Genomic DNA, 26,653 nt, shown 5'->3' with positions numbered 1-26,653 from the left:
GCACAACTATTTTAATAGTCGAAAAGTCGTTTTTTTCTAATTCTTTACTCTAAACGAAAAATGGCGACACCAAGGCCGCCATTGTAATATCTGATTTTAATGATTCTTACATCATCCCCGGCATACCGCCACCCATTCCAGGTGCGGCTGGCATAGCAGGAGCTTCTTCAGGTTCATCAATTAATACGCACTCAGTAGTCAAGAACATTCCTGCAATAGAAGCAGCATTTTCAAGGGCTACGCGAGATACTTTAGCAGGATCAATAACACCAGCTTCAAATAAGTTTTGGTATTCATCCTGACGGGCGTTATAACCAAAATCTTTTTCTCCTGCTTTTACTTTATCGACAACAACTGCTCCTTCGCCACCTGCATTAGCTACAATCTGACGTAACGGCTCTTCAATTGCACGTTTTACAATCTCAATCCCTGTTGTTTCATCGTCATTCTCGCCTTTAAGGCCTTCTAAAGCTTCAATTGCACGAATGTAAGCAACACCACCTCCGGGAACAATTCCTTCTTCTACAGCGGCACGAGTAGCACTTAACGCATCGTCTACACGATCTTTTTTCTCTTTCATTTCAATTTCAGAAGCAGCACCTACATAAAGTACAGCAACACCACCAGCCAATTTTGCCAATCGTTCCTGAAGTTTTTCTTTATCGTAGTCAGAAGTAGAGTTCTCGATTAAAGTTCTGATTTGAGCAACACGAGCATCAATAGCAGCTTTATCGCCTGATCCGTTTACTACAGTTGTATTTTCTTTGTCGATTGTAATTTTTTCACACTCGCCAAGCATGTCAAGAGTTGCTTGTTCAAGTTTCATACCTTTTTCTTCTGAAATTACAACCCCACCCGTAAGAATCGCAATATCTTCCAACATCTCTTTTCTTCTGTCACCAAAACCTGGAGCTTTAACAGCAGCAACTTTTAACGAACCTCTCAAGCGGTTTACAACCAAAGTAGCCAAAGCTTCACCTTCAACATCTTCTGCAATAATCATTAATGGGCGACCTGATTGGGCAGCTGGTTCCAAAACCGGCATCAATTCTTTCATTGTAGAAACCTTCTTGTCGTATAACAAGATATATGGGTTTTCAAGATCAGCTTCCATTTTATCACCATCAGTAATAAAATATGGAGAAATGTAACCTCTGTCGAATTGCATACCTTCCACCACTTTAACATGAGTTTCGGTGCCTTTTGCTTCTTCAACAGTAATTACACCTTCTTTGGTAACAGCTTTGAAAGCATCTGCAATTAATTCACCAATCTGTTTATCGTTGTTTGCAGAAATTTGTGCAACCTGTTGAATCTTATTCGAATCATCACCAATAATCTGCCTCTGAGCTTTGATATTTTCAACAACAGCAGCTACAGCAGTATCGATACCACGCTTTAGATCCATTGGATTTGCACCTGCAGTTACATTCTTTAAGCCAACATTTACAATTGACTGAGCCAATACAGTTGCAGTAGTTGTGCCATCACCTGCATCATCACCAGTTTTTGAAGCAACTTCTTTTACCATTTGAGCTCCCATGTTTGCAGCCGGATCTGATAATTCTATTTCTTTGGCAACACTAACACCATCTTTAGTGATTTGTGGTGCACCAAATTTACGATCAATAACAACATTTCTTCCTTTTGGTCCTAATGTTACTTTAACTGCGTCTGCCAACTCATCAACTCCTTTTTTTAGCAAGTCACGAGCTTCAATATTAAATTTAATTTCTTTAGCCATTTCTTTTAATTTTGAAAATTCTTTTTTCGATTCAGATTATACGAAATATAAAACATCAGATTGTGACATCAATAAGTAGTCTTCACCGTTAATATTCAATTCTGTTCCTGAATATTTTCCATAGAAAACTGTTTCACCAGCCTTAATTTCCATTGGTTCATCTGCTTTATCAGCTCCAGTTAAAACAACTTTACCCTGTAAAGGCTTTTCTTTCGCTGAATCTGGAATGATAATACCGCTAACAGTTGTTTCTTCTGCTGCCAAAGGCTCTACCAAAATCTTTCCTGCAAGGATTTTACCTTTTAATTCTGCCATTTTTCAAAATATTTAAGATTATTATTTCCAATTTTTACGAACTCTTTTCTTTCACAATCTGTGCCAAATCAATTCTATTGTCAATATTTCCGAATTGATGTAATAGAATTTCAAAAATCGCTTATGGTAAGATTAAATATACTGAATTGCAATAACATATAAGCATAAAAAAATGTCAGCATGTTATGACATACTGACATTTCTATATTTTAAGAGTAAATCTTTTTCTTATTTAGCTGTATCCTGTTCGGTTGCTATAGCATCAGTTGGGAATGCCGGCATTTCCGGAGTAGTTTCAGTCTCGTTTAATTGTTGTTCAATTTGAGACTTGTCTTCACGAATTTCTTCACGAGGGATTGTTACCGCAGCTACAAGACAAAGGAACAATAAACCTCCCGCAAGAGTCCAAGTTGCTTTTTCAAGAAAATCTGTAGTTTTCTTAACGCCCATAATTTGGTTCGAAGATGAAAAGTTAGAAGCTAACCCACCTCCTTTTGAGTTTTGTACTAATACAATTAAGATTAGAAGTACACAAACAATCAAAATCAATACTGAAACAAAGGTATACATACTTATTTACTATTTTTTTAATTTTTCTATTTTCTCAATCTGACTCGCAAAGTAAACGTTTTTTTCGGGATTTTTCAACTCTAATTTACGGTAAACAGCTATAGCCTTATCAAATAGTCTCTGTTTCACATATATAGATGCTAAAGTTTCACTCATGAAATTGTCATTTTCACGTACACTGTCAGCTGAAATATCCTCTTGTTTATCAGCTACTTTAATATTTCGCTGAATTGATGGCTCATTTTGGATAAAATGATCAATAAGATCAAGGTTTTTCTTTTTTGATTTTCCAGAATCTAAAGGTTCAGATTTCAACTTTTCTTTTCCTTTACCTAAAACTTCCATCCATTCAGTAAAGCTGTGATTCTTTTCTTTGGGCTGATCCTCATTTGGGTCTTCATTTTCGTTTAAAGTATAAAGATTGCCCCCATATATAGGAAACATTTCCGTTCCTTCAACTAATAAATCCAAATCTGACTTTTCCGGAGTATTCTCCTCATTTGAAATATCACAATTTTTTATTGGCTCGCTATATGGTTCATTCAACTCAAGTATTTCAGAGTCCTTAGCGGCAATATTATCATTTAAAACCGTATTGTTTTCTGAATTATCGCCAATAATTAAATGATCTGATAGTTCAAACAGTTCATCAGCATTATCCTCTTCATCGACAAGCTTAATATTCAATTCTGATACATTTTCCTTTTCTTGCTTTATAATAGTCTTTTCGGGATCTAAAACTTTCTCCTTTCCGGTATTTTCAAATGGAATCAATTTTAGCCTATCGTTTAGCAACAGGTACAATTGTCTTCGATCCGAAATGTAAAGTGAAGAATATCTTAGTTCTTCCTTAAGTCTAATGCTCTGACTATCTTTTAAATTTTTTAGCAGTAACAAATGAGCAACTTCAAAAAACGGATATTTATCAACCAGAAATTTTAATTCCCGGTAACTATACTTATCCATTGTTTTTGAATCTTTAACCCAGTCTTGTATTCTGCTCTGTTCCATAATCATTACCAGTTTACAACGGCTTCGTTATAAATATCATCAATAATTTGTTCTAAAATATCGTTAAGAAGATTTTCCTCAACATCTGCCAATTGATTTGTACTATCATAATCTGCAAATGCGGAAAAACTCTTGTCAAAATCATTCTCACTTTCAATCTCATTTGTAAAACGCACCTTAATGGTTACCGTTAATCGGTTCGTTGCTGCAATTTCACCAGCTTTAATATCTAATGCCTGAGTTCTATAACCTGTAATTTCTCCTTCGAAATTTAAGTGACCTTCCCCATCTACAATCTCATCCAAAGTGGTTTGACTTCTGAATCTTTCCTTTAATTCTTCAGTAAATCGATTACTTAAATTCGGATTTACCAATGGGGCACGATTGGGAAAATATTGAACCGAAAAAGTTTTAACATCAACAGATAATGTACCACCTGTAAACGAATAAGAAATCTTGCAAGCAAAAGCTGCGGCCGCAATACAAAGGCTCAGAAAAAAATTTTTTATAAACTTCATAAATGAAAATAGCTATAATTTAAAATAGTTAAGCAATATCATATTCCTTGATTTTGCGATACAATGTTCTCTCCGAAATCCCTAAATCCTGAGCAGCATATTTACGTTTGCCATTATGCTTTTCTAATGCCTTTCGAATCAATTCAATCTCTTTTTCTTCCAGCGATAATGATTCTTCAACAAAAACTTCGGTATCCTGAATGACTGAATTATCCGAAGAAGATAGATTTACAGTTGGCTGTTTTGTAGGCTGCTGCTGAACAATATCCATATTCTTATCTTCGTATAATTTACGGATCAGCATAGCATTATCTTTCTTCAAATCAGAAGAATTTTCGCCTTTTTGCATCAAATCAAATACCAATTTCTTTAAATCCGACATGTCCTTTTTCATATCGAATAAAACTTGATAAAGAATCTCTCTCTCAGATGAAAAGCTTTGTTCTTGCTTTTGGTTCTCTTTATACAAGGCTGGCAAAAGCTGCTCATCACTCATTGGCAGATAAGTTTGCAAATTTTCAGCATTAATTTGCCTATCTTTTTCGATAATAGAAATTTGTTCGGTAATGTTTTTTAATTGTCTGATATTACCAGGCCAACGATAGGATTTCAACAGTTGCTGAGCACTTTCATCGAGTCGAAGAGGTGGCATACGATATTTTTCTGCAAAATCCTGAGCAAATTTTCTGAACAACAAGTGAATATCTTCTTGCCTTTCTCGCAAAGGAGGCATAGAAATTGGAACTGTATTCAATCGATAGTACAGATCCTCACGAAACTTTCCTTCTTTTACCGATTTTGGAATATTTACATTGGTTGCAGCAACCACTCGAACATTTGTTTTTAAAACTCTCGAAGAACCAACTTTAATAAATTCTCCTGTTTCTAAAACACGCAACAATCGCACCTGCGTTGACAATGGCAATTCCCCAATTTCATCTAAAAAAATAGTCCCTTTATCGGCAACCTCAAAGTAGCCTTTTCGATCTGATAATGCTCCGGTAAAAGCACCTTTTTCATGACCAAATAATTCAGAATCTATTGTACCTTCCGGAATTGCTCCGCAGTTCACTGCAATATAAGGGGCATGTTTTCTGGAGCTGAACTGATGAATAATTTGAGGGAATACTTCTTTACCTGTGCCGCTTTCTCCTGTTATCAGTACAGATAAATCAGTAGGAGCTACCTGAACCGCAATATCTATGGCACGATTCAAACTATACGAATTCCCAATTATTCCAAACCTTTGTTTTATTTTTTGAACTTCCATTAAATCTCAAGTATTGAAATTAAAATTTACAACATGAAATTTTTTCATACTACCTGACAAAATTACAATTTTTTACTTTTAGTTGAATCTACAATCATTCTTAATATCTGTAAAGAGGGTTAAATTTTATTATCTATTCTATGATTTAACTCCAAACCATTTAAGAATTACACATGTATTGTTTAATACGCATTAAATTGTCTAGCAAATTCTGCTTGAAACGATTCAAAAATCTCGTTATAAGAAAATTGAACGAAGGTTATGAATTTTTATTTACTTTGTCCATGTAAAATATAAGATCAAAAATAGATGAAACTAGCATAATTAATATAGTTATTAATTACCCAGGATGATGATTATTTTAATCTTGCAACTTCCATCTGGCAAATCAGATAAAAAAATAGACAGATGAAATTCATAGGAATTATTCCAGCTCGATATGCTTCTACCAGATTTCCAGGAAAACCTTTGGCTGATATTCATGGTAAAACAATGATTCAGCGCGTGTATGAGCAAACCCTTCTTGCCGTAGGCGAAGTTTGGGTGGCAACCGATGACGAAAGGATTAAAAGGACAGTAGAAAATTTTGGCGGAAATGTAATCATGACCTCTCCTGATCATCAGAGTGGTACGGATCGTATCGCCGAGGCTGTTTCTAAAATATCTAATTCAAAAGGAATTGATTTTGATGTGGTTATTAATATTCAGGGTGATGAGCCATTTATTCAGCCAGAACAAATTGAGTTGATCATGAAATGTTTCGAATCTGAGCATACGCAAATTGCAACCCTTGTAAAAAAGATCAGCAAGCAGGAAGATATTTTTGATAGCAATAAGGTAAAAACAGTTATTAGTAAGAGTAAAAAAGCCCTTTACTTTAGCCGATCTCCAATTCCTTTCCAAAGAGGAGTGGAGAAGGAAGATTGGCTTGACAAGGGAACTTTCTATAAGCACATCGGAATGTATGCCTACAAAAATAGCATTCTACAAGAGGTAACCCAAATAGCCCAAAGTAGTCTGGAATTATCAGAATCCTTAGAGCAACTGCGCTGGCTCGAAAATGGATATTGGATTCAGACTGAAATTACGAAGCATGAATCAATGGGAATCGATACACCTGAAGACCTTGAAAGGGTGAAAGAAATGGGACTTTTATAGTCCATTTTTTATGCTTTAACTTTTCTTATAGGATTATTTAGGAGAGTTTAACTTCCATGGATCATTCCTGGTCGTAAATTCGTAATGTATTTTCAAGACAACTATATAGTTTCATGAGCAATAGACTAATTTTAGCTTAAATCATATTAGAGTTTACTGAAATTCTATTTCGGGTTTAGGACTAATTTGTTTATATGCTTGTTTCCTACATATAACTGGTCTAAAAGTAAAATGAAGAAACAAAAAAAGTAGTTTCGATTTCTAGTAATTAAAAAGAGGCTACCCAACGAGTCAAATAGTAATGTCATCCCAAAGAAAATGCAGAAACTCTGCAATTTAGAATCGGATGTTTCACTTTGTTCAGTATTTCACTACATCATTTAAACTAACTTTTTGGGAAGTCTCTTTTTTGTTGAATGTAAGCGATTACATAATCAGTTTGTATCCTTTTCCATGAACGTTTATGATTTCGATACCAGGCTCCTTCTTAAGGTGTTTACGAAGTTTGGTAATATAAACATCCATGCTTCGGGCATTGAAATAGTTATCGTCTGACCAAATTGTTTTTAAGGCTAAATTGCGCTCCAAAACCTTATTCACGTTGTTGCATAAAAGTTTTAAAAGTTCTGCTTCTTTGGTGGTTAGTTTGATGGTTTCATCTCCATCATCCAAGTGTTGCTTGTTGGCATCGAAGGTATAGCGTCCTAATTTATATTCTTGCTGATTGTTTTCTGACTTAAGACCTGAGGTTCTTCTCATCACCGCCTCGATTCTAACCAATAGCTCTTCCATGCTAAAAGGTTTTGTCATGTAGTCATCGGCACCAAGTTTGAAGCCTTCCAGAACATCTTCTTTCATCGATTTAGCAGTAAGGAATATAATTGGTATTTCGCTATTAATTAGCCTAATATCCTTGGCAAGTGTAAAGCCATCACGATGTGGCATCATGATATCGAAAATGCACAAATCGTACGGATTCTTTAAGAACTCATCGTAGGCTTTGTCACCATCTTCGCAAAGTGTAGTGTTGTAATTTTTTGCGATTAAATATTCTTTAAGCAAAAGGCCTAGATTTGCATCGTCTTCGGCTAATAAGATTTTAACTTGTTCCATTGCATTTATTTTTTTAGAGGAAGATATACTTCAAATTTTGATCCCTTGTCGATAACACTATCAACATTTACTTCACCATGATGAGCATCAACTACTTTTTTTACGTAGGATAAGCCTAAACCAAACCCTTTAACATTGTGGACATTACCAGTGTGAACACGAAAAAAACGTTCGAAAATCATTTTTTGATCTTCTTTTTTAATCCCAATTCCATTATCGGTAATCGAAATTACGATGCCTTTGTCTTTGTTTCTTGTGCTAATGCTTATTTCCGGAGAATCTTTACAATACTTAATTGCATTGTCTAATAAGTTTGATATAACATTGCTAACATGAACCTCGTCAGCCATAATTAAATCATTACCGGCATCTAAGTTTTGATACATGTTACCGCTTCTATCTTCAACCTTAATGGTAAAGTTAGGCAATAAATTTTGGATTATTTTATGAACATTAATAGGTTTCAACTTTAGCTTCATTCTAGCTTCGTTGAAGATTGCCATTTGTAATACTTTTTCAACCTGATAAGTTAAGCGTTTGCTCTCGTCGTTTATAATTTTTGCAATATGATCGATAAATGACTGCGTAGTTGTAACGCTATTGTCTTTTAGCATTTGAGAGGCTAAAGATATGGTAGAAATTGGTGTTTTAAACTCGTGGGTCATATTGTTGATAAAGTCGTTCTTAATTTTCGATAGCTTTTTCTGGCGGAAGATGATGAAAATCGTAAAAGCACTGCATAGGATTAAAACCAAGGTAAGTACAAAGGAGGGAATTAACATGGAGTATGATTGAATCATATACTTTTGCTGTCTTGGAAAATACACACTCAACTCATTTCTCTTGTAAAAATGATCGGTGGGAAAGAGTTGCTTTGTATGCTTATTTTTTTCGTATGAAGGATTTTTAAAATAATTCTTTGATCTAAATTCCACCTTACCAGTAGATTTTACTACATATTCATAATGAAGCTTAATTCCTTTGTCAATAAATTTCTCTTCAATTAATTGCTCTAACTTTGTTTTGTCAATACGCTCTTGTAAGCTTAGACTTTCTTGTTTTATCTTACCCAAAAAGAGGCGAGTTTGGTAGCTTTCTGCTGAGATGTTGCTTAATTGTTGTTGGAGTTTAGCAATTCCTAGTCCGCCATTTGCTCCAGGTTTTAAATAACCAGAGGCTATACTAATAGTCCTGTTTTCTTCCGTAATACTAATTGTTGCTTTGCTGTGTTTAGTATCTAAAGGAATACCAAAAATGAGTTCGGATCTTTCGGAAATCATAGTTTGTTGTCCGGAAGAATTTGAATATGTAGGCATTTCACTACCAACCATTATTTTTGTTTCTTCATCACGTTCTAGTCTGGAAACAACCTCGTCTAGAGCCTTATTTACGGTTAATGTAAATTGTTCTTCTTTAAATTTTGAGGCCGATTGGAAATATTTAATTTGAACCAAGATCAATCCAAATAATGATAAACACAACACAATCGTAACCAACCAAATGTACTTCTGATTCATCTATTTATAGTTTTCGTCCTTTTTTATCCCCAAATTAAGGAAAGGAGGGCAAGCTTAGAATAATTTTGGGGTGCGTGTCAATTTTATTTTAATCTTGCTTGTTTCACGTATACAAAGATAAAAAAATCGGTATGCTTCAATTGTCGCTTAACAATCTTTAACACAATTGATATTGAAGATTGTTATAGATCAGGATATTGTAAAATAATAGGCAAAAAACTTCTCTATATTAGGACTAATTATAATTAGGGAAAAGTTTCTTTATTTCAACAAATTTTTACCTTAAAACTGTTTGAAGTTTATAATTTGATACTATATTTGCTAACGGAGTGCGAATCTGTAAGGAACAATCTCCTTGATTAAAAATTTTGGTTAATAGTTAGATGAAAGGGCGGTTGTGGTTACCGTCCTTTTTTAGTAACTGTTAACTTGTGATACTAGTTTTTATTATTGTAAGCTTTCCCGAATGTTGACCATTTGAAATTTGAGTTAAGTCAAAGCAAGAAAATAGATGCATGGTCATAGCTATGGCGATATTCTTTAAGGAAGAATAAACTTAAAAGGATAAAATGAGGGGACTTCTTCCATAATGAGTGTTACTGGATTTAAATTCGAATTAAGCTTGTAAACAAAGTGCTTAGTAATTTCAGCTCAGTCTAATCCGAACTTAAAGAATATGCTATGGTAGAAACGAAAAATTGAATTAAGATGCCAACTCTTTTTGGTTGATTCTTTTAAGTGCTTCGCGTGCAGCTTTCTGCTGCGCTTCTTTCTTCGAGGTTCCAATTCCTTTACCCATTTTTACTTCCTCTACTTCAACTTCAGAAATAAAAAGAGGCAAGTGCAAAGTTTTGTCAACACCATCCTCCTGAGTGTCAAAATAAACGTCTTTTTTGTTTTTTTGAGCCCACTCAATCAGCTTGCTTTTAAAATTGGTTTCTATAGTAACCACTTCTTCTAGGTTAATGTATTTTTTAAAGATCTTGTCTTCAATAAAGATGCGTGTCTTAAGGTAACCTTGGTCTAGATAAATTGCACCAATTAATGCTTCGAATGCATCGCCATAAATATGTTTGTTGTTGTTCATATTTACATTGGATACAACATGATTATTCAAACCTATCTTCAGAGCAAGTTTGTTTAGGGATTCCCTGCTTACAATTTTCGATCGGATTTGGGTTAAAAACCCTTCATCTTTATTGGGAAAGTATTTGTAAAGGATATCGGCAATAATGGCACCAAGAATTGCGTCTCCAAGATATTCTAGACGCTCATTATTCATATTGTAGCCATCTTTTGGGATGCTGGCCGATTTGTGTATGAAAGCTAGTTCATACAAGTCGGGTTTGTTTGGATAAAACCCTAAAAAATCAAACAACAATCCATAAAACTCCCTTCCGGGAAAGAAAAAAAGTTTTATGGATTGAATAATAGACTTAATCACAAATTATTCACTGAATGATTTAAAAACTACGGATGCATTGTGTCCGCCAAAACCAAAAGTATTACTCAAAGCAGCTTTGATGTTGCGCTTTTGAGCTTTGTGAAGTGTAAGGTTTAGTCTTTCATCGATTTCCGGATCTTTCACCTTGTGATTGATTGTAGGAGGAACTGTTTGATTGTTTATTGCTAAAATACTAGCAATGGCTTCAACAGATCCAGCAGCACCTAACAAGTGCCCTGTCATCGATTTTGTAGAACTAATGTTTAATTTATATGCATGCTCGCCGAAAACAGATTGTACCGCTTTTGTTTCAGGAATATCACCAACAGGTGTTGATGTACCGTGAACATTGATATAATCGATATCTTCTGGTTTCAGGTTTGCGTCATTCAAAGCCATAGTCATTGAGTTAATGGCTCCTCTCCCTTCAGGGTGAGTTGCAGTTAGGTGATATGCATCACCAGACATTCCACCACCAACTACTTCGGCATAAATTTTTGCTCCTCGTGCTTTGGCGTGTTCATATTCTTCAAGAATTAAACAGCCAGCTCCTTCACCCATAACAAAACCGTCACGGGTTTTACAGAATGGACGAGATGCAGATTCACACTCTTCGTTGTTTGTAGAAATAGCTTGCATTGAACTAAAACCACCTAATCCTGCTTCATTAACTGATGCTTCAGATCCACCTGTGATAAAGACATCAGCTTTACCCAAACGGATATAATTAAGAGCGTCGATAATAGCGTGTGAAGAGGAGGCGCATGCAGAAACTGTACCGTAGTTTGGTCCTTGGAATCCATACTTCATCGAAATATGGCCGGCAGCAATATCCGAAATCATCTTAGGAATGAAAAAGGGAGAGAAACGAGGAGTTCCATCCCCGTTTGCATATCCTTTAACTTCATCCAAGAAAGTTTTAATACCGCCGATACCAGAACCCCAAATTACTCCGGCTTTTGTCAAATCTTCCGATTCAAGATCTAAACCGCAATCTTCCATAGCTTGTTTAACAGCCACAAGTGCGTACTGAGTGTATAAATCCAGTTTGCGCACCTCTTTGCGATCAAAATGCTCTTTGGCATCGAAATTTTTAACCTCGCAGGCGAACTGAGTCTTGAATTTCGAAGCATCGAAATGAGTAATCATTCCGGCACCGCTTACACCATTCTCCAAATTCTCCCAATATTCGGCAATACTATTACCAATTGGGTTAATTGTTCCGAGCCCAGTTACTACTACTCTTCTAAATTCCATAAAAAAGGGATCTGGTTAATAATTACTTAGCGTTTTCCTCGATGTAAGAAACAGCGTCACCTACTGTACCGATGTTTTCTGCTTGATCATCTGGAATAGCGATGTTAAATTCTTTCTCGAATTCCATGATTAGCTCAACTGTATCCAATGAGTCAGCTCCTAGATCGTTAGTGAAGCTTGCTTCTGGAGTTACTTCAGTTTCGTCTACACCCAACTTATCAACAATGATAGCTTTTACTCTAGATGCAATATCAGACATAACTTTAAAATTTAAATGATTAATATTAAACTAATTAATTTTCAACTGTGCAAAGAAATAAATTTACTTGAAAAAATTCAAATCTTTTTTACAAAGTTGGGGACAAATGTAATTCTTTTTCCTTTTCCAGAGAAATTATTTTACTTCCAATGCCTTTTATATACCTTTGTCAACAATATTTTAACAACAAAACACCATGAATAGAATTGCTGTATTTGCCTCGGGATCAGGAACTAATGCTGAAAATATAGCCTTGTATTTTAAAGATAAGCCAGATGTTGATATTGTTTGTATTCTCACAAATAATGCTGAAGCTTTTGTAATAAAAAGAGCTGAAAAATTGGATATACCTACTTTGGTTTTTTCTAAAAAGGACTTTAAAGAATCAGATAAGGTGATGGATTATTTAAAGGAAATGAAGGTTGATTTTGTTGTACTTGCTGGTTTTCTGTGGTTGGTACCCAAGTATCTGATACAAATGTATCCCAATAGAATTGTGAATATTCATCCTGCACTTTTGCCAAAATATGGAGGAAAGGGAATGTATGGAATGAATGTGCATGAAGCTGTGGTGGAAAATGAAGAGGATGAGTCAGGAATTACGATCCACATGGTAAGTGAGAATTACGACGAAGGTAAAGTAGTGTTTCAGGCAAGGTGTTTCGTCAAAGCTTCAGATACTGCCGAGGATGTGGCAACTAAGGTTCACAAATTGGAATATGAACATTTCCCTAAAATAATAGAGCAATTACTTTAAAGTAATTGCTCTATTATTTTAGGTGTGATCTTTACTTTTGGTCGTCAATGGCATGGTATAATGAATCTGGATTTAATGCTTTAGGAGTGAGATCTAAGCCATGTAATTCATGCATTAGTTTGTTTTTAAGAACTTCAAATTGATCCCTGTTTTCTTTCTTTACTGGGGCAACGGGAGGGGATTTTATTTTTAGTGGGTTAATCGGACTTCCGTTTTTATGAACTCTAAAATCGAGATGCGGACCAGTTGCTAATCCTGTGGAACCTACATAACCAATGGTTTGTCCTTGTTTTACCCGAACTCCTGATTTCATTCCTTTTTCGAATCTTGATAAGTGCATATAAGTAGTGGTGTAAACACTATTGTGTTTAATTTTTAAATATCTTCCACCTCCATTCTTCTGATATCCTTTTTTAATAATTACACCGTCGCCAATCGTATGGACAGGTGTTCCTGTAGGTGCTGCGTAATCAACACCATGATGCGCTCTATATCTTTTTAGGACTGGATGGAATCTTCGGTTCGAGAATCTGGAACTTATTCTTGAATAGCGCAGAGGTGCTTTAAGAAATGCTTTTTGCAAACTTTTTCCTTCTTCATCAAAAAATCCTTGCTTATCATCTTCTTTAAAAGCAAAGGCATAATTATTTGATTTGTGATGAATAAAATTGGCAGCCAGCACTTTTATTTCATGAATTGGCTCATCATCAACAAAAGCTTCTTCGTATATAATATTAAACTGATCGCCTTTTCCAATGCCGAAGAAATCAATGGTCCAAGCATAGATTTCTGATAACTCGATGGATAAAACAGGATTAGCCTTAGCTTCTACCATTGCATTCCAAAGCGAACTTTCTATGGTTCCTTTAAGTTGTTTGCGTTTATATACAATTTCTTTTTCTCCTTTGTATACATGCAAAGTATCGCGTAAATCAAAAACAATATACTCTACGGGTGTGTTTTCGTATACAAAATATTCAGCAGCTCTTAAGCTATCTTTCGAAAACAAAACAGAATATTCTCGTCCTGATTGGATTCTTCTTACATTAAAAACCTTTTTGGCTTTTTTTGCAATCTTATCAATTGCAGCATACGATACATTGTATTGTCTTAATATAGTTGACAGACTTTGGTTTTTCTTTACCTTGTTTTCTTCAACTTCAAAATCATCAATAGGAAACCCGTATTTTAAATTAACAGGTGCAAATTCTGTGGAATCTATTAATTGATGACTTTCTTTTTTTACTTCTTCTGGTATATCCGATTTGTATTTTTTAAATAATAACGATCCTATTAATACTGTACTGGCAATAATAATGGTTTTGTAGTTGAAGAATCTTTTCATCTGTTAAAATTTCTTTTAATTACCATCCCAATAGACATTGAGAGTCGTGTAAGATTAAAATCATTATACTTGGGGATGTAATAATAATTGTAGTCAGGCTTTTACTTTTCGGTATTTTCAATTGCACCCAAAGGTATAACTGTTTTTATAGTCACACAACAAGAAGTAGGTTTGATTCTTGGATTTAAGTTTTTTTAAGAATTTAAGACTTAATGCTATCAAATCCCTTTCCATAAACTCCCATTACACTGCCAAGAGAAATAAACGCATCAGGCTCTATATTCTTTATCATTTTAAGAATGGTTTGTGAATCTCTTTTTTTCGCCAACACCATTAGGATTTTAACATCCTTGCTGCTGTACCCACCTTTAGCGTCAATTATTGTAAGACCTTGATCAAGATTATGAATTAAGTTATTACGAAGTAATTCAGGTTTTTGCGTGAAAATAATAAATTGAACAGACTGCTTGCTACCTTCAATTATCATATCAATACAATAAGCACTAACTCCCATTGTTACAAATCCGTAAACCACTTGTTCGATGGAATTTTCTAAAAAATAGGAAGAGGAGATGATAACTACATCAATGGTTAAGAGCAATTGCCCGGGACTGTAGTTTTTATATTTGTTAATCATCATGGCAAGAATGTCGGTTCCTCCTGTGCTACCACCACGAGATAAGATCATCCCTGCACCTGCGCCAGCCATAATACCTCCAATTATAGAGCACATGAAACGATCAGAAACCAAAGGTTCGGGGATTATTGATTGGAATAACCATAGAAAAAATGAAATCACTATAATGCCATAAAGGGTTTTAATTCCAAAAGAGAAACCAAGTACCCTTAATGAAACAAGAAGGAATACCGTATTGATAAGAAATACACTATAGCCAACTTTTATACCTGTAACAAAATAAATCATGGTTGCAATTCCGCTAACACCTGATCCTACAATTCCTGCCGGGATTATAAATCCCGTCCATGCTAATGCACCTATTAGCAAACCAATTGTAATAATGAAGTATGATCGAATATTTTCTGATAATGATGTTCTTGTGCTCATTTTTCAATCGTTTTAAGCTCTTATTTCTTCAAATCCCAGACCATATGCCCCCATTACCGATCCCATGGAAATGAAGGCTTTGGGATCAGTTTCTTTGATTATTTTAAATACATGGCGTGTTTCGTGTTTTCTTACCACGAGCATTAGCATTTTATTTTCTTCCTTCGTATACCATCCGGTGATATGAACCATTGTTAATCCTCTTCCTGTTTCTTTGCTTAACAACTCTGCAACTTTCTCGTAGTTTTTTGAAATGATAAACAATTGAGCCGATTGCTTGGCTCCAGAAATTGTTATGTCTATGGTGTATGCAGCAATAGCCATTTCCACATAACCATAAACAAGTGTAGAAATATCCTTAAAAACTAGGTAGGATGATGCAATGATAAATATATCGATATAGAGAATAATTCTACCAGGACCAATATTTTTATATTTGTTAATCATCATGGCTACAATATCTGTACCTCCGGTACTTCCGCCCTGTGTTATGGTTATTCCAACTCCAGCACCTGCCAAAATTCCACCAATAATACTAGCCATAAACTTTTCGTCGACCAAAGCTTGGGTAATCCATCGTTGCTGAAGAGCAAGAAGTAAAGAACCAACTACAATGGCATATATGGTTTTGATTCCAAACCGGCTTCCCAAAACCCGAAGTGCGATTAATATCAATACGGTATTTATAGCAAAAAAGGAGTATCCAACAGGAATACACTTTTCTGTTGCGTAATAAATAATTGTACCAATCCCTCCAACACCTCCTGCTACAATTTCAGAAGGAATTAGGAAAGCAGTCCATCCAAAACTATAGATAAACAATCCTAAAGTAATAATCGCATACGATCTTATTTCAGAAATTGATATTTTCATTGATTTGTTACTATTTGGATGTAAGAAAAAAGACTTCATCTTAGAAAGAAAACGAAGCCTTTTGCGTGATTTAAACTAAATGTTTTCTAATTTATACAACTATGTTGATGATCTTTTTAGGAACGATGATCACTTTCTTAGGAGTCTTACCATCAATCCATTTTTGAGATTGCTCGCAATTTAGAACTTCTTGCTCAATCTCCTCCTTACTCATACTCAATGATAACTCTAACTTAAACCTCATTTTACCATTAAATGACACGGGATAAGAATGAGTATCTTCAGCTACGAAACTTTCATTGAATTCAGGAAAACTTGTTTTGGTAATGCTTTCACTATTTCCGCATAGGCTCCAAAGTTCTTCTGAAATGTGAGGGGCGAATGGAGCAAGAAGTTTTAAAAAGTCTTCTAATATGACCTTGTTGTTGCACTTCAGGCTGCTTAATTCGTTTACACAAATCATGAAAGCAGAAATAGACGTGTTGAAAGAAAATCTTTCAATATCATCCTGAATTTTCTTGATGGTTTTATGAAGAATCTTCAATTCATCTTTGCTCGGCTTTTCTTCAGAAACTTCAAAGGTATCTTCTTTAAAGAATAATCTCCAAAGTTTCTTTAAGAATTTGTGAACCCCGTCGATACCATTAGTATCCCATGGTTTGTGGGCTTCTAATGGTCCAAGAAACATTTCGTACAAGCGTAGTGTGTCAGCACCATATTCTTCTACAATTACGTCTGGGTTAACAACGTTAAACATCGACTTCGACATCTTCTCAATAGCCCAACCACAAATGTATTTGTTATCTTCAAGAATAAACTCAGCATCTTGGAATTCTGGTCTCCAGGCTTTGAATGCGTATGTATCTAAAATATCGTTTTTTACAATGTTAACGTCAACATGAATAGCAGTTGTTTCGTATTCCTTTCTTAATCCGTATGAAACAAATTTGTTGGAGTTTTTTACTCGGTATACAAAGTTTGATCGTCCCTGAATCATCCCTTGGTTGATCAACTTTTTGAATGGTTCATCTTTACAAACCTCATTGATGTCGAATAAGAACTTGTTCCAAAAGCGTGAATAAATCAAGTGTCCCGTTGCATGCTCTGTTCCACCGATATACAAATCAACATCTTGCCAGTATTCGTTAGCTTCTTTAGAAACCAATTCGTTGTTGTTTCGAGGATCCATATAGCGCAAATAATAAGCTGATGATCCTGCAAAACCTGGCATGGTATTCAATTCAATGGAATAGCCTTCGGCTGTGGTCCAGTCTTTCGCACGTCCCAAAGGTGGCTCACCACTTTCGGTTGGCAAATACTTGTCAATTTCTGGTAATTCCAAAGGCAACTTATCCATCTCCATCATGTAAGGCATGTTCTCTTTGAAATATACAGGGAATGGTTCTCCCCAATATCGTTGACGAGAGAATATCGCATCTCTTAGGCGATAGTTGATTTTTTTCTTACCTAAGCTTCTTGCTTCTATCTCTTCATTTGCTTTTACAATCGCATCCTTAACATCTAATCCGTTTAGGAAATCCGAGTTCATCGATTTTCCTTCCTTAGCATCGTATGATTCTTCAGAAATATCTCCACCAGATACTACTTGGATAATTGGCAAATCGAAATGTTTTGCAAATGCATAGTCACGGCTATCGTGAGCTGGTACTGCCATAATAGCACCGGTTCCATATCCTGCCAATACATAATCGCTTACCCAGATTGGAATTTCTTCTCCTGTAAATGGATGAATTGCATAAGCACCAGTGAACTCGCCGCTAACCGTTTTTACATCAGCCAAACGTTCTCTTTCGGTTTTCTTCTTTGTAGCTTCAATATATGCATCAACTTTTGCTCGGAACTCAGGAGTGGTTAAAGTATCAACCAATTCACTTTCCGGGGCAAGAACCATGAAAGTAACTCCAAAAATTGTATCAGGTCGAGTGGTAAAGATTTCCATTTTGATGTCTGAATCTTTTACACCAAAATTTACTTCGGCACCTACCGAACGACCAATCCAGTTTTTCTGAATTTCTTTCAAAGAATCCGTCCATTCCAAATTGTCAAGACCATCCAATAATCTTTTAGCGTATGCAGATACTCGAAGCGACCATTGACGCATTTTCTTTTGAACAACAGGATGACCACCTCTCTCAGATAACCCATCTTTTACTTCATCGTTGGCCAAAACGGTTCCTAATTCAGGACACCAGTTTACCATTGTATCGGCAAGGTAAGCCAAACGATAATTCAAAAGAATTTCTTGTTGGTCTTTATTTGATAACTTTTTCCACTCTTCAGCTGTGAAAATATCAGTTTCCGAGCAGACTGCATTTACATTGGCATTTCCTTCTGTTTCGAATTTCGCTACCAATGCTGAAATTGGTTGGGCTTTTTCTGTTTCGTTATCGAAATAGTGATTGAACATTTGAATAAATGCCCACTGTGTCCATTTGTAATATTCAGGATCACAAGTACGCACTTCTCTGTCCCAATCGAAAGAGAAGCCGATTTTATCCAACTGTTCTCTGTAACGAGTAATATTTTGCTCAGTTGTAATGGCAGGATGCTGTCCGGTTTGAATAGCGTATTGTTCTGCTGGCAGTCCATAAGCATCATATCCCATTGGGTGGAGTACATTAAAACCTCTTAGAGTTTTGTAACGAGAATAGATATCTGAAGCGATGTAACCTAGAGGGTGACCAACATGTAATCCCGCTCCAGATGGGTATGGGAACATGTCAAGCACATAAAATTTTGGCTTGTCCGCATCTACATCAACCCTATAGGTTTTATTGTCGTTCCAGTATTTTTGCCATTTTTGTTCTATTTCTTTGAATGTGTACTCCATTGTAGTATTGATAATGTTTGATGATTTCAATGTATTTAGTTCGCAAAATTAGTAAAAGTTTATAAATATAGGAGCTGTTTTGGAGTCATATGGTGTATTTATTAGAAATTGGTTAATAGTGATTTACACCTTTTAGGGAAAACAATTTTATATTGAGAGTTGCAGTAGGAGAGAGGAATAAAATAATTTTATAAATTTGTGCTCGCAATTGGTCCCGTAGTTCAGATGAATAGAACGTCAGATTCCGGTTCTGAAGGTCGTGGGTTTGAATCCCGCCGGGATCACAAATGCCTGAAGTAATACTGGTATAGTACTTCAGGCTTTTTTGTGCACTTATTTTTAGTCATAAAAAAAGGAGCCCTGATGGACTCCTTTTAAATCTTAAAGCTCGAAAATATTAATTTTCTTCTGCACCTTGTAATGCTGAATAATTCAGCTTCAAAGCACTTGCCTTTCTTAATTCTTGTTTAATGTCAACAATAATACCCATTTTAGTGTATCTGTCAACTTTTAGAGATGTTGTCAACTTGTTACGCAACTCTTCTTTTCTTGCTTCTCTTTCTGAAGCGATAAAAGATTGAATATCGTCAACGGTTGCAAAACTATCGTTCAGCTGGATTCTAGGTTCTGATCCAAAAGTTTTTCTATACTTGCTTAGTGGAACACCAACATGGATGTTACTAACCAAATCTTTCTTTTCCAGCTTAGTCAGTTCCTTAGCCTGAGGCTGTACATAGCTTACGTTCAATTCTACATCACGCATGGTAGTTGATACCATGAAGAAGAATAAAAGCATGAATACAATATCAGGAAGCGACGCTGTTGAAATTGCAGGAAGTTCCTTACCGCCTTCTTTTCTAAATTTTGACATCTACTTTCCTCCTACGTTTTTAGGTTCAGCTTCAGAAACTTGCAGAGGAACGTATTTTTTTACAGCATCTTGTTGTTCTTTCGTCAACTCACTATAAACTTTTCCCCATTTTTGCATTGCTTTTTCGTCTTTAATTTCACGACCAGCAATTGCAAGCTCATCTTGCACTCTGATATATGTTTCGTAACTCGTACCACGGTCATTCTGCAATGAAACCAATCCTTTAGAAACTTGAACATCTCCAAAGAAAGGAACTGTTTTAGTTTGTTTTTCAGGAAGGTTTTCATCGTTGTTTGGGTTCAAGATAAATTCCTTGGTTTTTTCACGCAATTGTGAAATATCAAGTAATTCACCATTTACCAACAACTCGTTGTTACGGTTTACCAATATTGCTAGAACATTACGTTTCTTAACCTTCACATCTTCATCAACTTGATCTTTTTCCGGCATTGGAGGTAACTTTTTATAGATACCTGTATCCACGTCCATGGTAGTTGATACCAAGAAGAAAATCAGCAACAAGAATGCAATATCGGCCATCGAACTTGAGTTAATCTCTGGTGTTTTTCTTGCCATAATAAAGGTATTGCGATCCGAATCCGTAAATTCGGATCATATTCTTAACGTAATCTTCTAATAATTTCAGTTACTACAATTGCAACAATTGTTCCTACACCTAAAATGTACATAGTGTATAAAACTGTATCTGCAAACTGTAGCGAAGCAGGGTTGTTGTCAGTTCCTGTGTAACCAGGTAGTTCTAACAAAGTAGCATCAGACATACTGTAAGACACCAAGATAACCAATCCTAGTAATACCAATCCCATCAATCCTTTTACTGCACCCTTAGGATTAGTTACCAATTGAATAATTGGGAAAAGGATAGATAATCCTGCAGTTGCGAAGCAAAGAATCTTCGCCCAATTGATCAAAAGATCACTGTAAACAGGAGTTGGATACGCCTGATTTGGGATTTCTCCACCAAAGTAAAACATGGCCACAAAAACGGCAGTAAGACCAAGCATTACAATGGTAAGAATATTTAAATATTTACTCAATGTATTTGACATAGTCTAATGTTATTTTTTCAAGTTGTACTTTACAAGGATATCAAGAAGAGAGATTGAAGCATCTTCCATGTTGTTTACGATACTGTCGATTTTTGCAGTACAGTAGTTGTAGAATACCTGAAGGATCATAGCTACGATCAAACCAGATACAGTTGTAATCAAGGCTACTTTAATACCACCTGCTACAGCTGCTGGAGAAATAGTACCCATAGACTGAATCGAGTCAAATGCACCGATCATACCGATTACTGTACCCATAAATCCTAACATAGGAGCCAAACCAATCATCAAAGAGATCCAAGAAAGACCTTTTTCCAATAGACCCATTTGAACTGATCCGTAAGAAACAACTGATTTTTCTACTACTTCGATACCTTCATCAATACGGTCAAGACCTTGGTAGAAAATGCTTGCGATAGGACCGCGAGTATTTCTACAAACTTCTTTAGCTGCTTCAACGCCTCCGTTGTTTAATGCATCTTCAAGGTTAGCAATTAATTTCTTAGTGTTTGTTGTTGAAAGGTTCAAGTAAATGATTCTTTCAATTGACAAAGCTAGACCTAAGATAAGAGCCAACAATACGAAGCTCATAAACATTGCACCACCTTGGATGAACTGCTTCTTAACAACTTTGTGGAAAGAGGTACTTTCAATTACTTCTTCTTCCATAATTGGAGCAGCAGTCTCTTCAACAGTAGTTTCTTCTGCAACCTGAGTTGTATCCACGGTAGTTTCTGCTGTCTCGTCCTGAGCAACTACATTGAATGATAGCATTCCGATAACTGCTATAAATGCAAATAACTTTTTCATAGTCTGTTTTTCAAATTTTAATTAACGAAATTATTTTTTACAAAATTAAACGATTGTGATTTCTAAAACAACTAATAAGTTAGTTGTTTATATATTCTTCTATAAACTATTCTATTTATAATGCTTTCAAACACTCTTGCTTAGGGTTTTATGTAATATAGAATGCTTTAAACAGTGCACCAAATTACAAAAAAAATGCGAAAAACAAATATTCTATTGTGTTAATTCTCCCTTTAACGATTTATTTAAAAGCAATTTGGTTTGTTCAAGCTTTAGCTTTTTTCCTAAGGTGAACATTAGTTTAGTAATTGCTGCTTCTGATGTGATGTCGTGCCCACTTATAACACCTGCTTTAAGTAGCTCTAAACTTGTTTCGTAAAGCCCCATTTCAACGTTGCCTGCTGCACATTGAGTGATGTTATAAATTACGATACCTCTGTTAATCGCATTCTTGATTGATTCAATAAACCATTTGTCGGTTGGAGCATTGCCAGCACCATAAGTTTCCATTACCACTCCTTTTAAGCCATCAATATTTATAATTGAATCTACCACCTGTTTAGTAATTCCGGGGAATATTTTTAGAATGGCAATGTTGGTATCAAATTCTGTGCTTATTTCTAAATTTTTCGAATGACTCGGGTAATGTATTGCCGAATAATTATAATTGATGTTGATACCTATTTTCGCTAGATCTGGATAATTGTATGAATGGAAGGCATTAAAGTGTTCTGCATTATGCTTTGTGGTACGATTGCCTCTGAATAATTGATTTTCGAATACAATACAAACTTCAGGTACCATGGCTTGGCCATTTTTATAAGCGGCGGCAATCTCAATGGCTGTTATTAAGTTTTCTTTTCCATCAGTTCTTAACGTTCCTATTGGCAGTTGGGATCCCGTTAATATTACTGGTTTTTGTAAATTATCGAGCATAAAGCTTAATGCTGATGCGGTAAATGACATTGTGTCTGTTCCATGTAGCACCACAAATCCATCGTAATTTTTGTAGTTTTTTTCAATCAGTTCTGCAATTCTAATCCATACATCAGGATCTAAATTTGAAGAATCGATTAATGGCTCAAAAGCAATGGAGTTGAGTTCATATCCGAACTCCATTAATTCCGGGACTTGTTTTACTATGTGATTAAAATCAAATGGGATTAAAGAACCTGTTTTAGGATCATTTACCATGCCAATTGTTCCGCCGGTGTACAATATTAATATAGAGGTTTGTTTGTTGTCCATTAGGAAGTATATTATAATTTGAACAATGTTCTAGCATTTTGACTTGTGACTTTAGCTACATTACAGATATCGGTTCGATAAATCTCGGCAATTTTATTTGCTGTGAATGTAACATATGAACTTTCGTTACGTTTTCCTCTTTTGGGAACTGGAGCTAGATATGGTGCATCGGTTTCCAGCATTAGATTTTCTAGTGGTATATTGGCAATGGTTTTGTCTAAACCCGAATTTTTAAAAGTAACAATGCCATTAATGCCCAGAAAAAAACCTAATTCGATTGCTTTAGTGGCCTGCTCTAGCTTTCCCGAAAAACTATGGAACACACCTTTTAAGGGGGAAGTTTTATAATTTTCCAAAATTTCGAAGATTTCATTGAAAGATTCCCTGGAATGAATCACAATGGGCAAATCGTATTTCAATGCCCAATTGATCTGGGTGTCGAAAGCAATTTGCTGTTCAGTTAAAAAGCTTTTGTCCCAATACAGATCGATTCCTATTTCACCGATCGCACAGTACTTTTTAGATTCCAACCAATTTTTGCAAAGTTCAAGTTCTTTCTGATAATTTTCCTTGACCGATGTTGGGTGCAAGCCCATCATGGGAATGCAATATCCGGGAAACATCTTTTCCAACTGGTGCAAAGGTTCAATAGATTCAGAGTCGATATTGGGAAGTAAAATTTTTCCTACTCCTGCTTCTTTTGACCTTTTAATGGTTTCATGAATATCCCCATTAAATTCCTTGGAGTAAATATGTGAATGCGTATCGATTAAATTCATGCCTTTATTTTTGGTTCAAACTTATTGAATCGAAAGAGGAATACAAAAGGAATTTGAATAGAAATCAACAAAAAAAAGCCGGCTCGGCCGGCTTTTTATATTTAGGCGTGATTGTATATCATTATACGCAACCTTGTGCAAGCATTGCTTCGGCAACTTTAACGAACCCACCAATGTTAGCACCTTTAACGTAGTTGATGTGACCGTTTTCTTTACCAAAACGTACACATGTATCATGAATGTCTTTCATGATACGACCCAGTTTTTCGTCAACTTCTTCGGCTGACCAACTGTAACGCATAGAGTTTTGTGACATTTCCAAACCTGAAACAGCAACACCACCAGCGTTAGCAGCTTTACCAGGAGCGAATGCGGCATTCTCTACCAAGTATAACATCGCTTCAGCAGTACATCCCATGTTTGAAGTTTCTACAACATATTTACAACCGTTTTCAACTAATTGCTTCGCATCTTCTTCGTTCAACTCATTTTGAATTGCACATGGGAAAGCCAAGTCTACCTTACATTCCCAAGGTTTTTTACCAGGGAAGAATTCTGCACCAAATTTTTCAGCGTAAGGAGCAACAACGTCGTTGTTAGAAGCTCTAAGATCTAGCAAGTAATCAATTTTTTCAGCGTCTAAGCCTTCCTTGTCGTATACGTATCCGTCAGGACCCGAAACTGTAACAACTTTAGCACCTAGCTCAACCAATTTAAGAGCAGCACCCCAAGTTACGTTACCGAATCCTGAAAGAGCAACCGTTTTACCTTTGAAATCTTCGTTGTTTTCAGCCAACATGTGTTGAGCAAAGTAAACAGCACCGAAACCAGTAGCTTCAGGACGAATTAATGATCCACCGTACTCAAGGCCTTTACCAGTTAGTACACCAGTAAACTCGTTACGAATTCTCTTGTACTGTCCGAATAGGTATCCAATCTCGCGACCACCTACACCTATATCACCGGCAGGTACGTCGGTGTTAGGACCAATGTGTTTGCAAAGCTCAGTCATAAAACTTTGGCAGAAACGCATGATTTCGTTGTCTGATCTTCCTTTTGCATTGAAGTCAGAACCACCTTTACCACCACCCATCGGAAGAGTAGTTAATGAATTCTTGAAAGTTTGCTCGAAACCTAAGAATTTTAATGCACTTAATGTTACTGAAGGGTGAAAACGTAAACCACCTTTGTAAGGTCCAATTGCACTATTGAACTCAACGCGATATCCACGGTTGATTTCAACTTCGCCGTTATCGTTAATCCATGGTACGCGGAACATGATTACGCGCTCAGGCTCACACATTTTTTCAAGAATCTTAGCTGCTTTATACTTTGGGTTAGCATCATAAGTTTCCCAAACTGTTTCTACTACTTCTTGTACTGCCTGATGGAACTCAGCTTCACCTGGAGTTGTAGCCTTAAGGCTATCCATGAATTCAATTATCTTTGCTTCCATATCCAAACTTGTTATGAAATTAAAATTGTTTGTTGTGTTTTAATTATTAGTTTCTTGGGGTCAAATGTATATAAATTTTCATAATCCCAAATTAAAAGCTCTTTTTTTTTACAACGTTTTCGCAAAAGCTAAAGTGCAGAAAAACAATTGTTTGCAAACTGGCTATTTCTGTTCTACAACATGAAGCACGAAAAAATGACAATTCTCATGGATTTAGAGAGTAGATTTTTCCGGGGTGAGATTTAATCATGCCATCAAATTCTAATTTTAAGAGTAAGCTTGATACCTTACTCATGGGCAAAGAACTTTTTAAGCAAATAAGATCGATTGGTGTTTTTTCAGAATCTTTAAGTGCTGAAATTATTTGTTCTTCTTCCTTTGTAAGATCAACAAAAAGTTTTGTTTGTATTTCTTTTGCTTTATGCACTTGTTCATCCCAGCCCAGTATGTATTCCAAATCATTAATATTTTCTATCAGGTGTGCCTGATTTGTTTTGATAAGAAAATTACAGCCTTCGGAATATTGGTCGCTGATTCTTCCGGGGAAGGCAAATACATCTCTATTATATGAATTGGCAATTTGAGCAGTTACTAATGAGCCTCCTTTTCTTGCTGATTCTATTACAATGGTTGCCTCCGACATGCCAGCAATGATCCTGTTGCGGCGAACAAAATTTTTAGGGTCGAATTTGCTTTTCGAAGTAAATTCACTGACAATTGCTCCATTGTTATTTATAATTTCCTGAGCGTACTTCTTGTGCTGTGCCGGATACATTTGTTGAAAACCGTGACCGATGGCTGCTATCGTAGGCAGCTGAAATCGCATGGCTGCTTTGTGCGCACAGATATCAATGCCATAAGCTAAACCGCTTATAATATTTGTTTTAATTGATTTTTTTGAAAGCTCTTGAATAAGAGTGTTGCATTGATTTTTACCATATTCACTGGCATTGCGGGTTCCTACAATGCTGATGTTTCTTACTTCATTAAAATTGGCATTTCCCTTATAATATAATACGCAAGGAGAATCAGGACAGGAAAGCAATCTTTTGGGGTAGTTCTTATCCAAATAGAAGGCGATCTCTATTTTATTTCGTTCCATAAACTTCATCTCCTCTTCGGCTTGAATAAGAGCTGATTTCCTGTCTAATTTTTGAATACATGCCTGACCAATGCCAGGAATTTTTAATAGGTTTTGACTTTTCTCGGTAAAAAAAGCTTGAATATCTCCGGTGTATGCAATGGCTTTTTTAAGATTGACAGGTCCAAAGCCACTGATAAAGCTTAATGCTATTTTATAAATTTCATCCATACATTAATTGAAAGAGGGGTAATAATGAGGATGTGAACT

General features: G+C 35.7%; 25 protein-coding genes and 1 tRNA gene. 3 read left to right on the top strand and 23 right to left on the bottom strand.

Annotation, left to right across the window (positions count from 1 at the left end; genetic code table 11):
• Positions 1 to 106: 106 nt before the first annotated feature.
• The 6 genes from groL to ACO05S_RS06440 form a co-directional block, all read right to left on the bottom strand.
• Complete coding sequence (gene groL, locus ACO05S_RS06465) at positions 107 to 1,744, bottom strand: chaperonin GroEL (RefSeq protein ID WP_421920708.1); 1,638 nt, start codon at positions 1,742 to 1,744, stop codon at positions 107 to 109.
• Between the two features lie 36 nt (positions 1,745 to 1,780).
• A complete protein-coding gene (locus ACO05S_RS06460; protein ID WP_421920707.1) occupies positions 1,781 to 2,059 on the bottom strand; it encodes a co-chaperone GroES in 279 nt (92 codons plus the stop codon).
• 228 nt (positions 2,060 to 2,287) lie between these two features.
• Positions 2,288 to 2,629 carry a preprotein translocase subunit SecG gene (gene secG, locus ACO05S_RS06455; protein WP_421920705.1) on the bottom strand — a complete coding sequence of 114 codons (342 nt, stop codon included), beginning with the start codon at positions 2,627 to 2,629 and terminating at the stop codon, positions 2,288 to 2,290.
• A gap of 9 nt (positions 2,630 to 2,638) precedes the next feature.
• Complete coding sequence (locus ACO05S_RS06450; RefSeq protein ID WP_421920704.1) at positions 2,639 to 3,403, bottom strand: hypothetical protein; 765 nt, start codon at positions 3,401 to 3,403, stop codon at positions 2,639 to 2,641.
• A gap of 242 nt (positions 3,404 to 3,645) precedes the next feature.
• Positions 3,646 to 4,158, bottom strand: coding sequence for an LptE family protein (locus tag ACO05S_RS06445; protein WP_421920703.1), 513 nt, complete (start codon positions 4,156 to 4,158; stop codon positions 3,646 to 3,648).
• Between the two features lie 28 nt (positions 4,159 to 4,186).
• On the bottom strand, positions 4,187 to 5,428 hold the full coding sequence (locus tag ACO05S_RS06440; protein ID WP_421920702.1) for a sigma-54 interaction domain-containing protein: 1,242 nt from the start codon (positions 5,426 to 5,428) through the stop codon (positions 4,187 to 4,189).
• Between the two features lie 408 nt (positions 5,429 to 5,836).
• Here ACO05S_RS06440 and kdsB point away from each other — a divergent pair, with 408 nt between their 5' ends.
• Positions 5,837 to 6,586 (top strand): 3-deoxy-manno-octulosonate cytidylyltransferase, encoded by a 750-nt coding sequence (kdsB, locus tag ACO05S_RS06435; RefSeq protein WP_421920701.1) that lies wholly within the window; start codon positions 5,837 to 5,839, stop codon positions 6,584 to 6,586.
• Positions 6,587 to 7,012: 426 nt separating this feature from the next.
• On the opposite strand, the gene ACO05S_RS06430 is transcribed toward kdsB, so the two are convergent.
• The 5 genes from ACO05S_RS06430 to ACO05S_RS06410 all read right to left on the bottom strand — a co-directional run bounded on the left by ACO05S_RS06430 (position 7,013) and on the right by ACO05S_RS06410 (position 12,176).
• Complete coding sequence (locus tag ACO05S_RS06430) at positions 7,013 to 7,699, bottom strand: response regulator transcription factor (RefSeq protein WP_421920700.1); 687 nt, start codon at positions 7,697 to 7,699, stop codon at positions 7,013 to 7,015.
• Positions 7,700 to 7,704: 5 nt separating this feature from the next.
• Positions 7,705 to 9,216 (bottom strand): sensor histidine kinase, encoded by a 1,512-nt coding sequence (locus tag ACO05S_RS06425; RefSeq protein WP_421920699.1) that lies wholly within the window; start codon positions 9,214 to 9,216, stop codon positions 7,705 to 7,707.
• Positions 9,217 to 9,919: 703 nt separating this feature from the next.
• A complete protein-coding gene (gene rnc, locus ACO05S_RS06420) occupies positions 9,920 to 10,660 on the bottom strand; it encodes a ribonuclease III (protein ID WP_421920698.1) in 741 nt (246 codons plus the stop codon).
• 3 nt (positions 10,661 to 10,663) lie between these two features.
• Positions 10,664 to 11,917: a beta-ketoacyl-ACP synthase II gene (gene fabF / locus ACO05S_RS06415; RefSeq protein ID WP_421920697.1), complete on the bottom strand. Its 1,254-nt coding sequence runs from the start codon at positions 11,915 to 11,917 to the stop codon at positions 10,664 to 10,666.
• Positions 11,918 to 11,939: 22 nt separating this feature from the next.
• Complete coding sequence (locus tag ACO05S_RS06410) at positions 11,940 to 12,176, bottom strand: acyl carrier protein (protein ID WP_054718918.1); 237 nt, start codon at positions 12,174 to 12,176, stop codon at positions 11,940 to 11,942.
• 196 nt (positions 12,177 to 12,372) lie between these two features.
• Here ACO05S_RS06410 and purN point away from each other — a divergent pair, with 196 nt between their 5' ends.
• Complete coding sequence (gene purN / locus ACO05S_RS06405; protein ID WP_421920696.1) at positions 12,373 to 12,933, top strand: phosphoribosylglycinamide formyltransferase; 561 nt, start codon at positions 12,373 to 12,375, stop codon at positions 12,931 to 12,933.
• Positions 12,934 to 12,964: 31 nt separating this feature from the next.
• Here the strand turns inward: purN and ACO05S_RS06400 are convergent, their stop codons facing one another.
• The 4 genes from ACO05S_RS06400 to leuS form a co-directional block, all read right to left on the bottom strand.
• A complete protein-coding gene (locus ACO05S_RS06400) occupies positions 12,965 to 14,278 on the bottom strand; it encodes a peptidoglycan DD-metalloendopeptidase family protein (RefSeq protein ID WP_421920695.1) in 1,314 nt (437 codons plus the stop codon).
• Positions 14,279 to 14,480: 202 nt separating this feature from the next.
• Positions 14,481 to 15,344, bottom strand: a complete 864-nt coding sequence (locus ACO05S_RS06395) for a YitT family protein (protein WP_421920693.1) — start codon at positions 15,342 to 15,344, stop codon at positions 14,481 to 14,483.
• Between the two features lie 12 nt (positions 15,345 to 15,356).
• Positions 15,357 to 16,217, bottom strand: a complete 861-nt coding sequence (locus tag ACO05S_RS06390; RefSeq protein WP_421920692.1) for a YitT family protein — start codon at positions 16,215 to 16,217, stop codon at positions 15,357 to 15,359.
• A gap of 91 nt (positions 16,218 to 16,308) precedes the next feature.
• The gene (gene leuS, locus ACO05S_RS06385) at positions 16,309 to 19,068 is read right to left on the bottom strand and encodes a leucine--tRNA ligase (RefSeq protein WP_421920691.1); all 2,760 of its coding nucleotides are present in this window, start codon (positions 19,066 to 19,068) and stop codon (positions 16,309 to 16,311) included.
• 210 nt (positions 19,069 to 19,278) lie between these two features.
• Between leuS and ACO05S_RS06380 the strand changes: the two genes are divergently transcribed.
• Positions 19,279 to 19,352, top strand: a tRNA-Arg gene (locus ACO05S_RS06380).
• Between the two features lie 113 nt (positions 19,353 to 19,465).
• On the opposite strand, the gene ACO05S_RS06375 is transcribed toward ACO05S_RS06380, so the two are convergent.
• From ACO05S_RS06375 to dprA, 8 genes are all read right to left on the bottom strand, one after another.
• On the bottom strand, positions 19,466 to 19,939 hold the full coding sequence (locus tag ACO05S_RS06375) for an ExbD/TolR family protein (RefSeq protein ID WP_421920690.1): 474 nt from the start codon (positions 19,937 to 19,939) through the stop codon (positions 19,466 to 19,468).
• The gene (locus ACO05S_RS06370) at positions 19,940 to 20,515 is read right to left on the bottom strand and encodes an ExbD/TolR family protein (protein WP_421920689.1); all 576 of its coding nucleotides are present in this window, start codon (positions 20,513 to 20,515) and stop codon (positions 19,940 to 19,942) included.
• Between the two features lie 44 nt (positions 20,516 to 20,559).
• Positions 20,560 to 21,009: a hypothetical protein gene (locus ACO05S_RS06365; RefSeq protein ID WP_421920688.1), complete on the bottom strand. Its 450-nt coding sequence runs from the start codon at positions 21,007 to 21,009 to the stop codon at positions 20,560 to 20,562.
• 9 nt (positions 21,010 to 21,018) lie between these two features.
• On the bottom strand, positions 21,019 to 21,819 hold the full coding sequence (locus ACO05S_RS06360) for a MotA/TolQ/ExbB proton channel family protein (RefSeq protein WP_421920687.1): 801 nt from the start codon (positions 21,817 to 21,819) through the stop codon (positions 21,019 to 21,021).
• 213 nt (positions 21,820 to 22,032) lie between these two features.
• Positions 22,033 to 23,067, bottom strand: coding sequence for an asparaginase (locus ACO05S_RS06355; RefSeq protein ID WP_421920686.1), 1,035 nt, complete (start codon positions 23,065 to 23,067; stop codon positions 22,033 to 22,035).
• A gap of 11 nt (positions 23,068 to 23,078) precedes the next feature.
• A complete protein-coding gene (locus tag ACO05S_RS06350) occupies positions 23,079 to 23,846 on the bottom strand; it encodes a TatD family hydrolase (RefSeq protein ID WP_421920685.1) in 768 nt (255 codons plus the stop codon).
• A 121-nt stretch (positions 23,847 to 23,967) separates the two neighbouring features.
• Complete coding sequence (gdhA, locus tag ACO05S_RS06345) at positions 23,968 to 25,302, bottom strand: NADP-specific glutamate dehydrogenase (protein WP_421920684.1); 1,335 nt, start codon at positions 25,300 to 25,302, stop codon at positions 23,968 to 23,970.
• A gap of 205 nt (positions 25,303 to 25,507) precedes the next feature.
• Positions 25,508 to 26,614, bottom strand: a complete 1,107-nt coding sequence (gene dprA, locus ACO05S_RS06340) for a DNA-processing protein DprA (RefSeq protein ID WP_421920683.1) — start codon at positions 26,612 to 26,614, stop codon at positions 25,508 to 25,510.
• Between the last annotated feature and the right edge of the window lie 39 nt (positions 26,615 to 26,653).

The organism is Marinifilum sp., from assembly GCF_965230805.1.
Classification (GTDB): Bacteria; Bacteroidota; Bacteroidia; order Bacteroidales; family Marinifilaceae; genus Marinifilum.
This window is presented reverse-complemented; position numbering and strand designations above follow the sequence as displayed.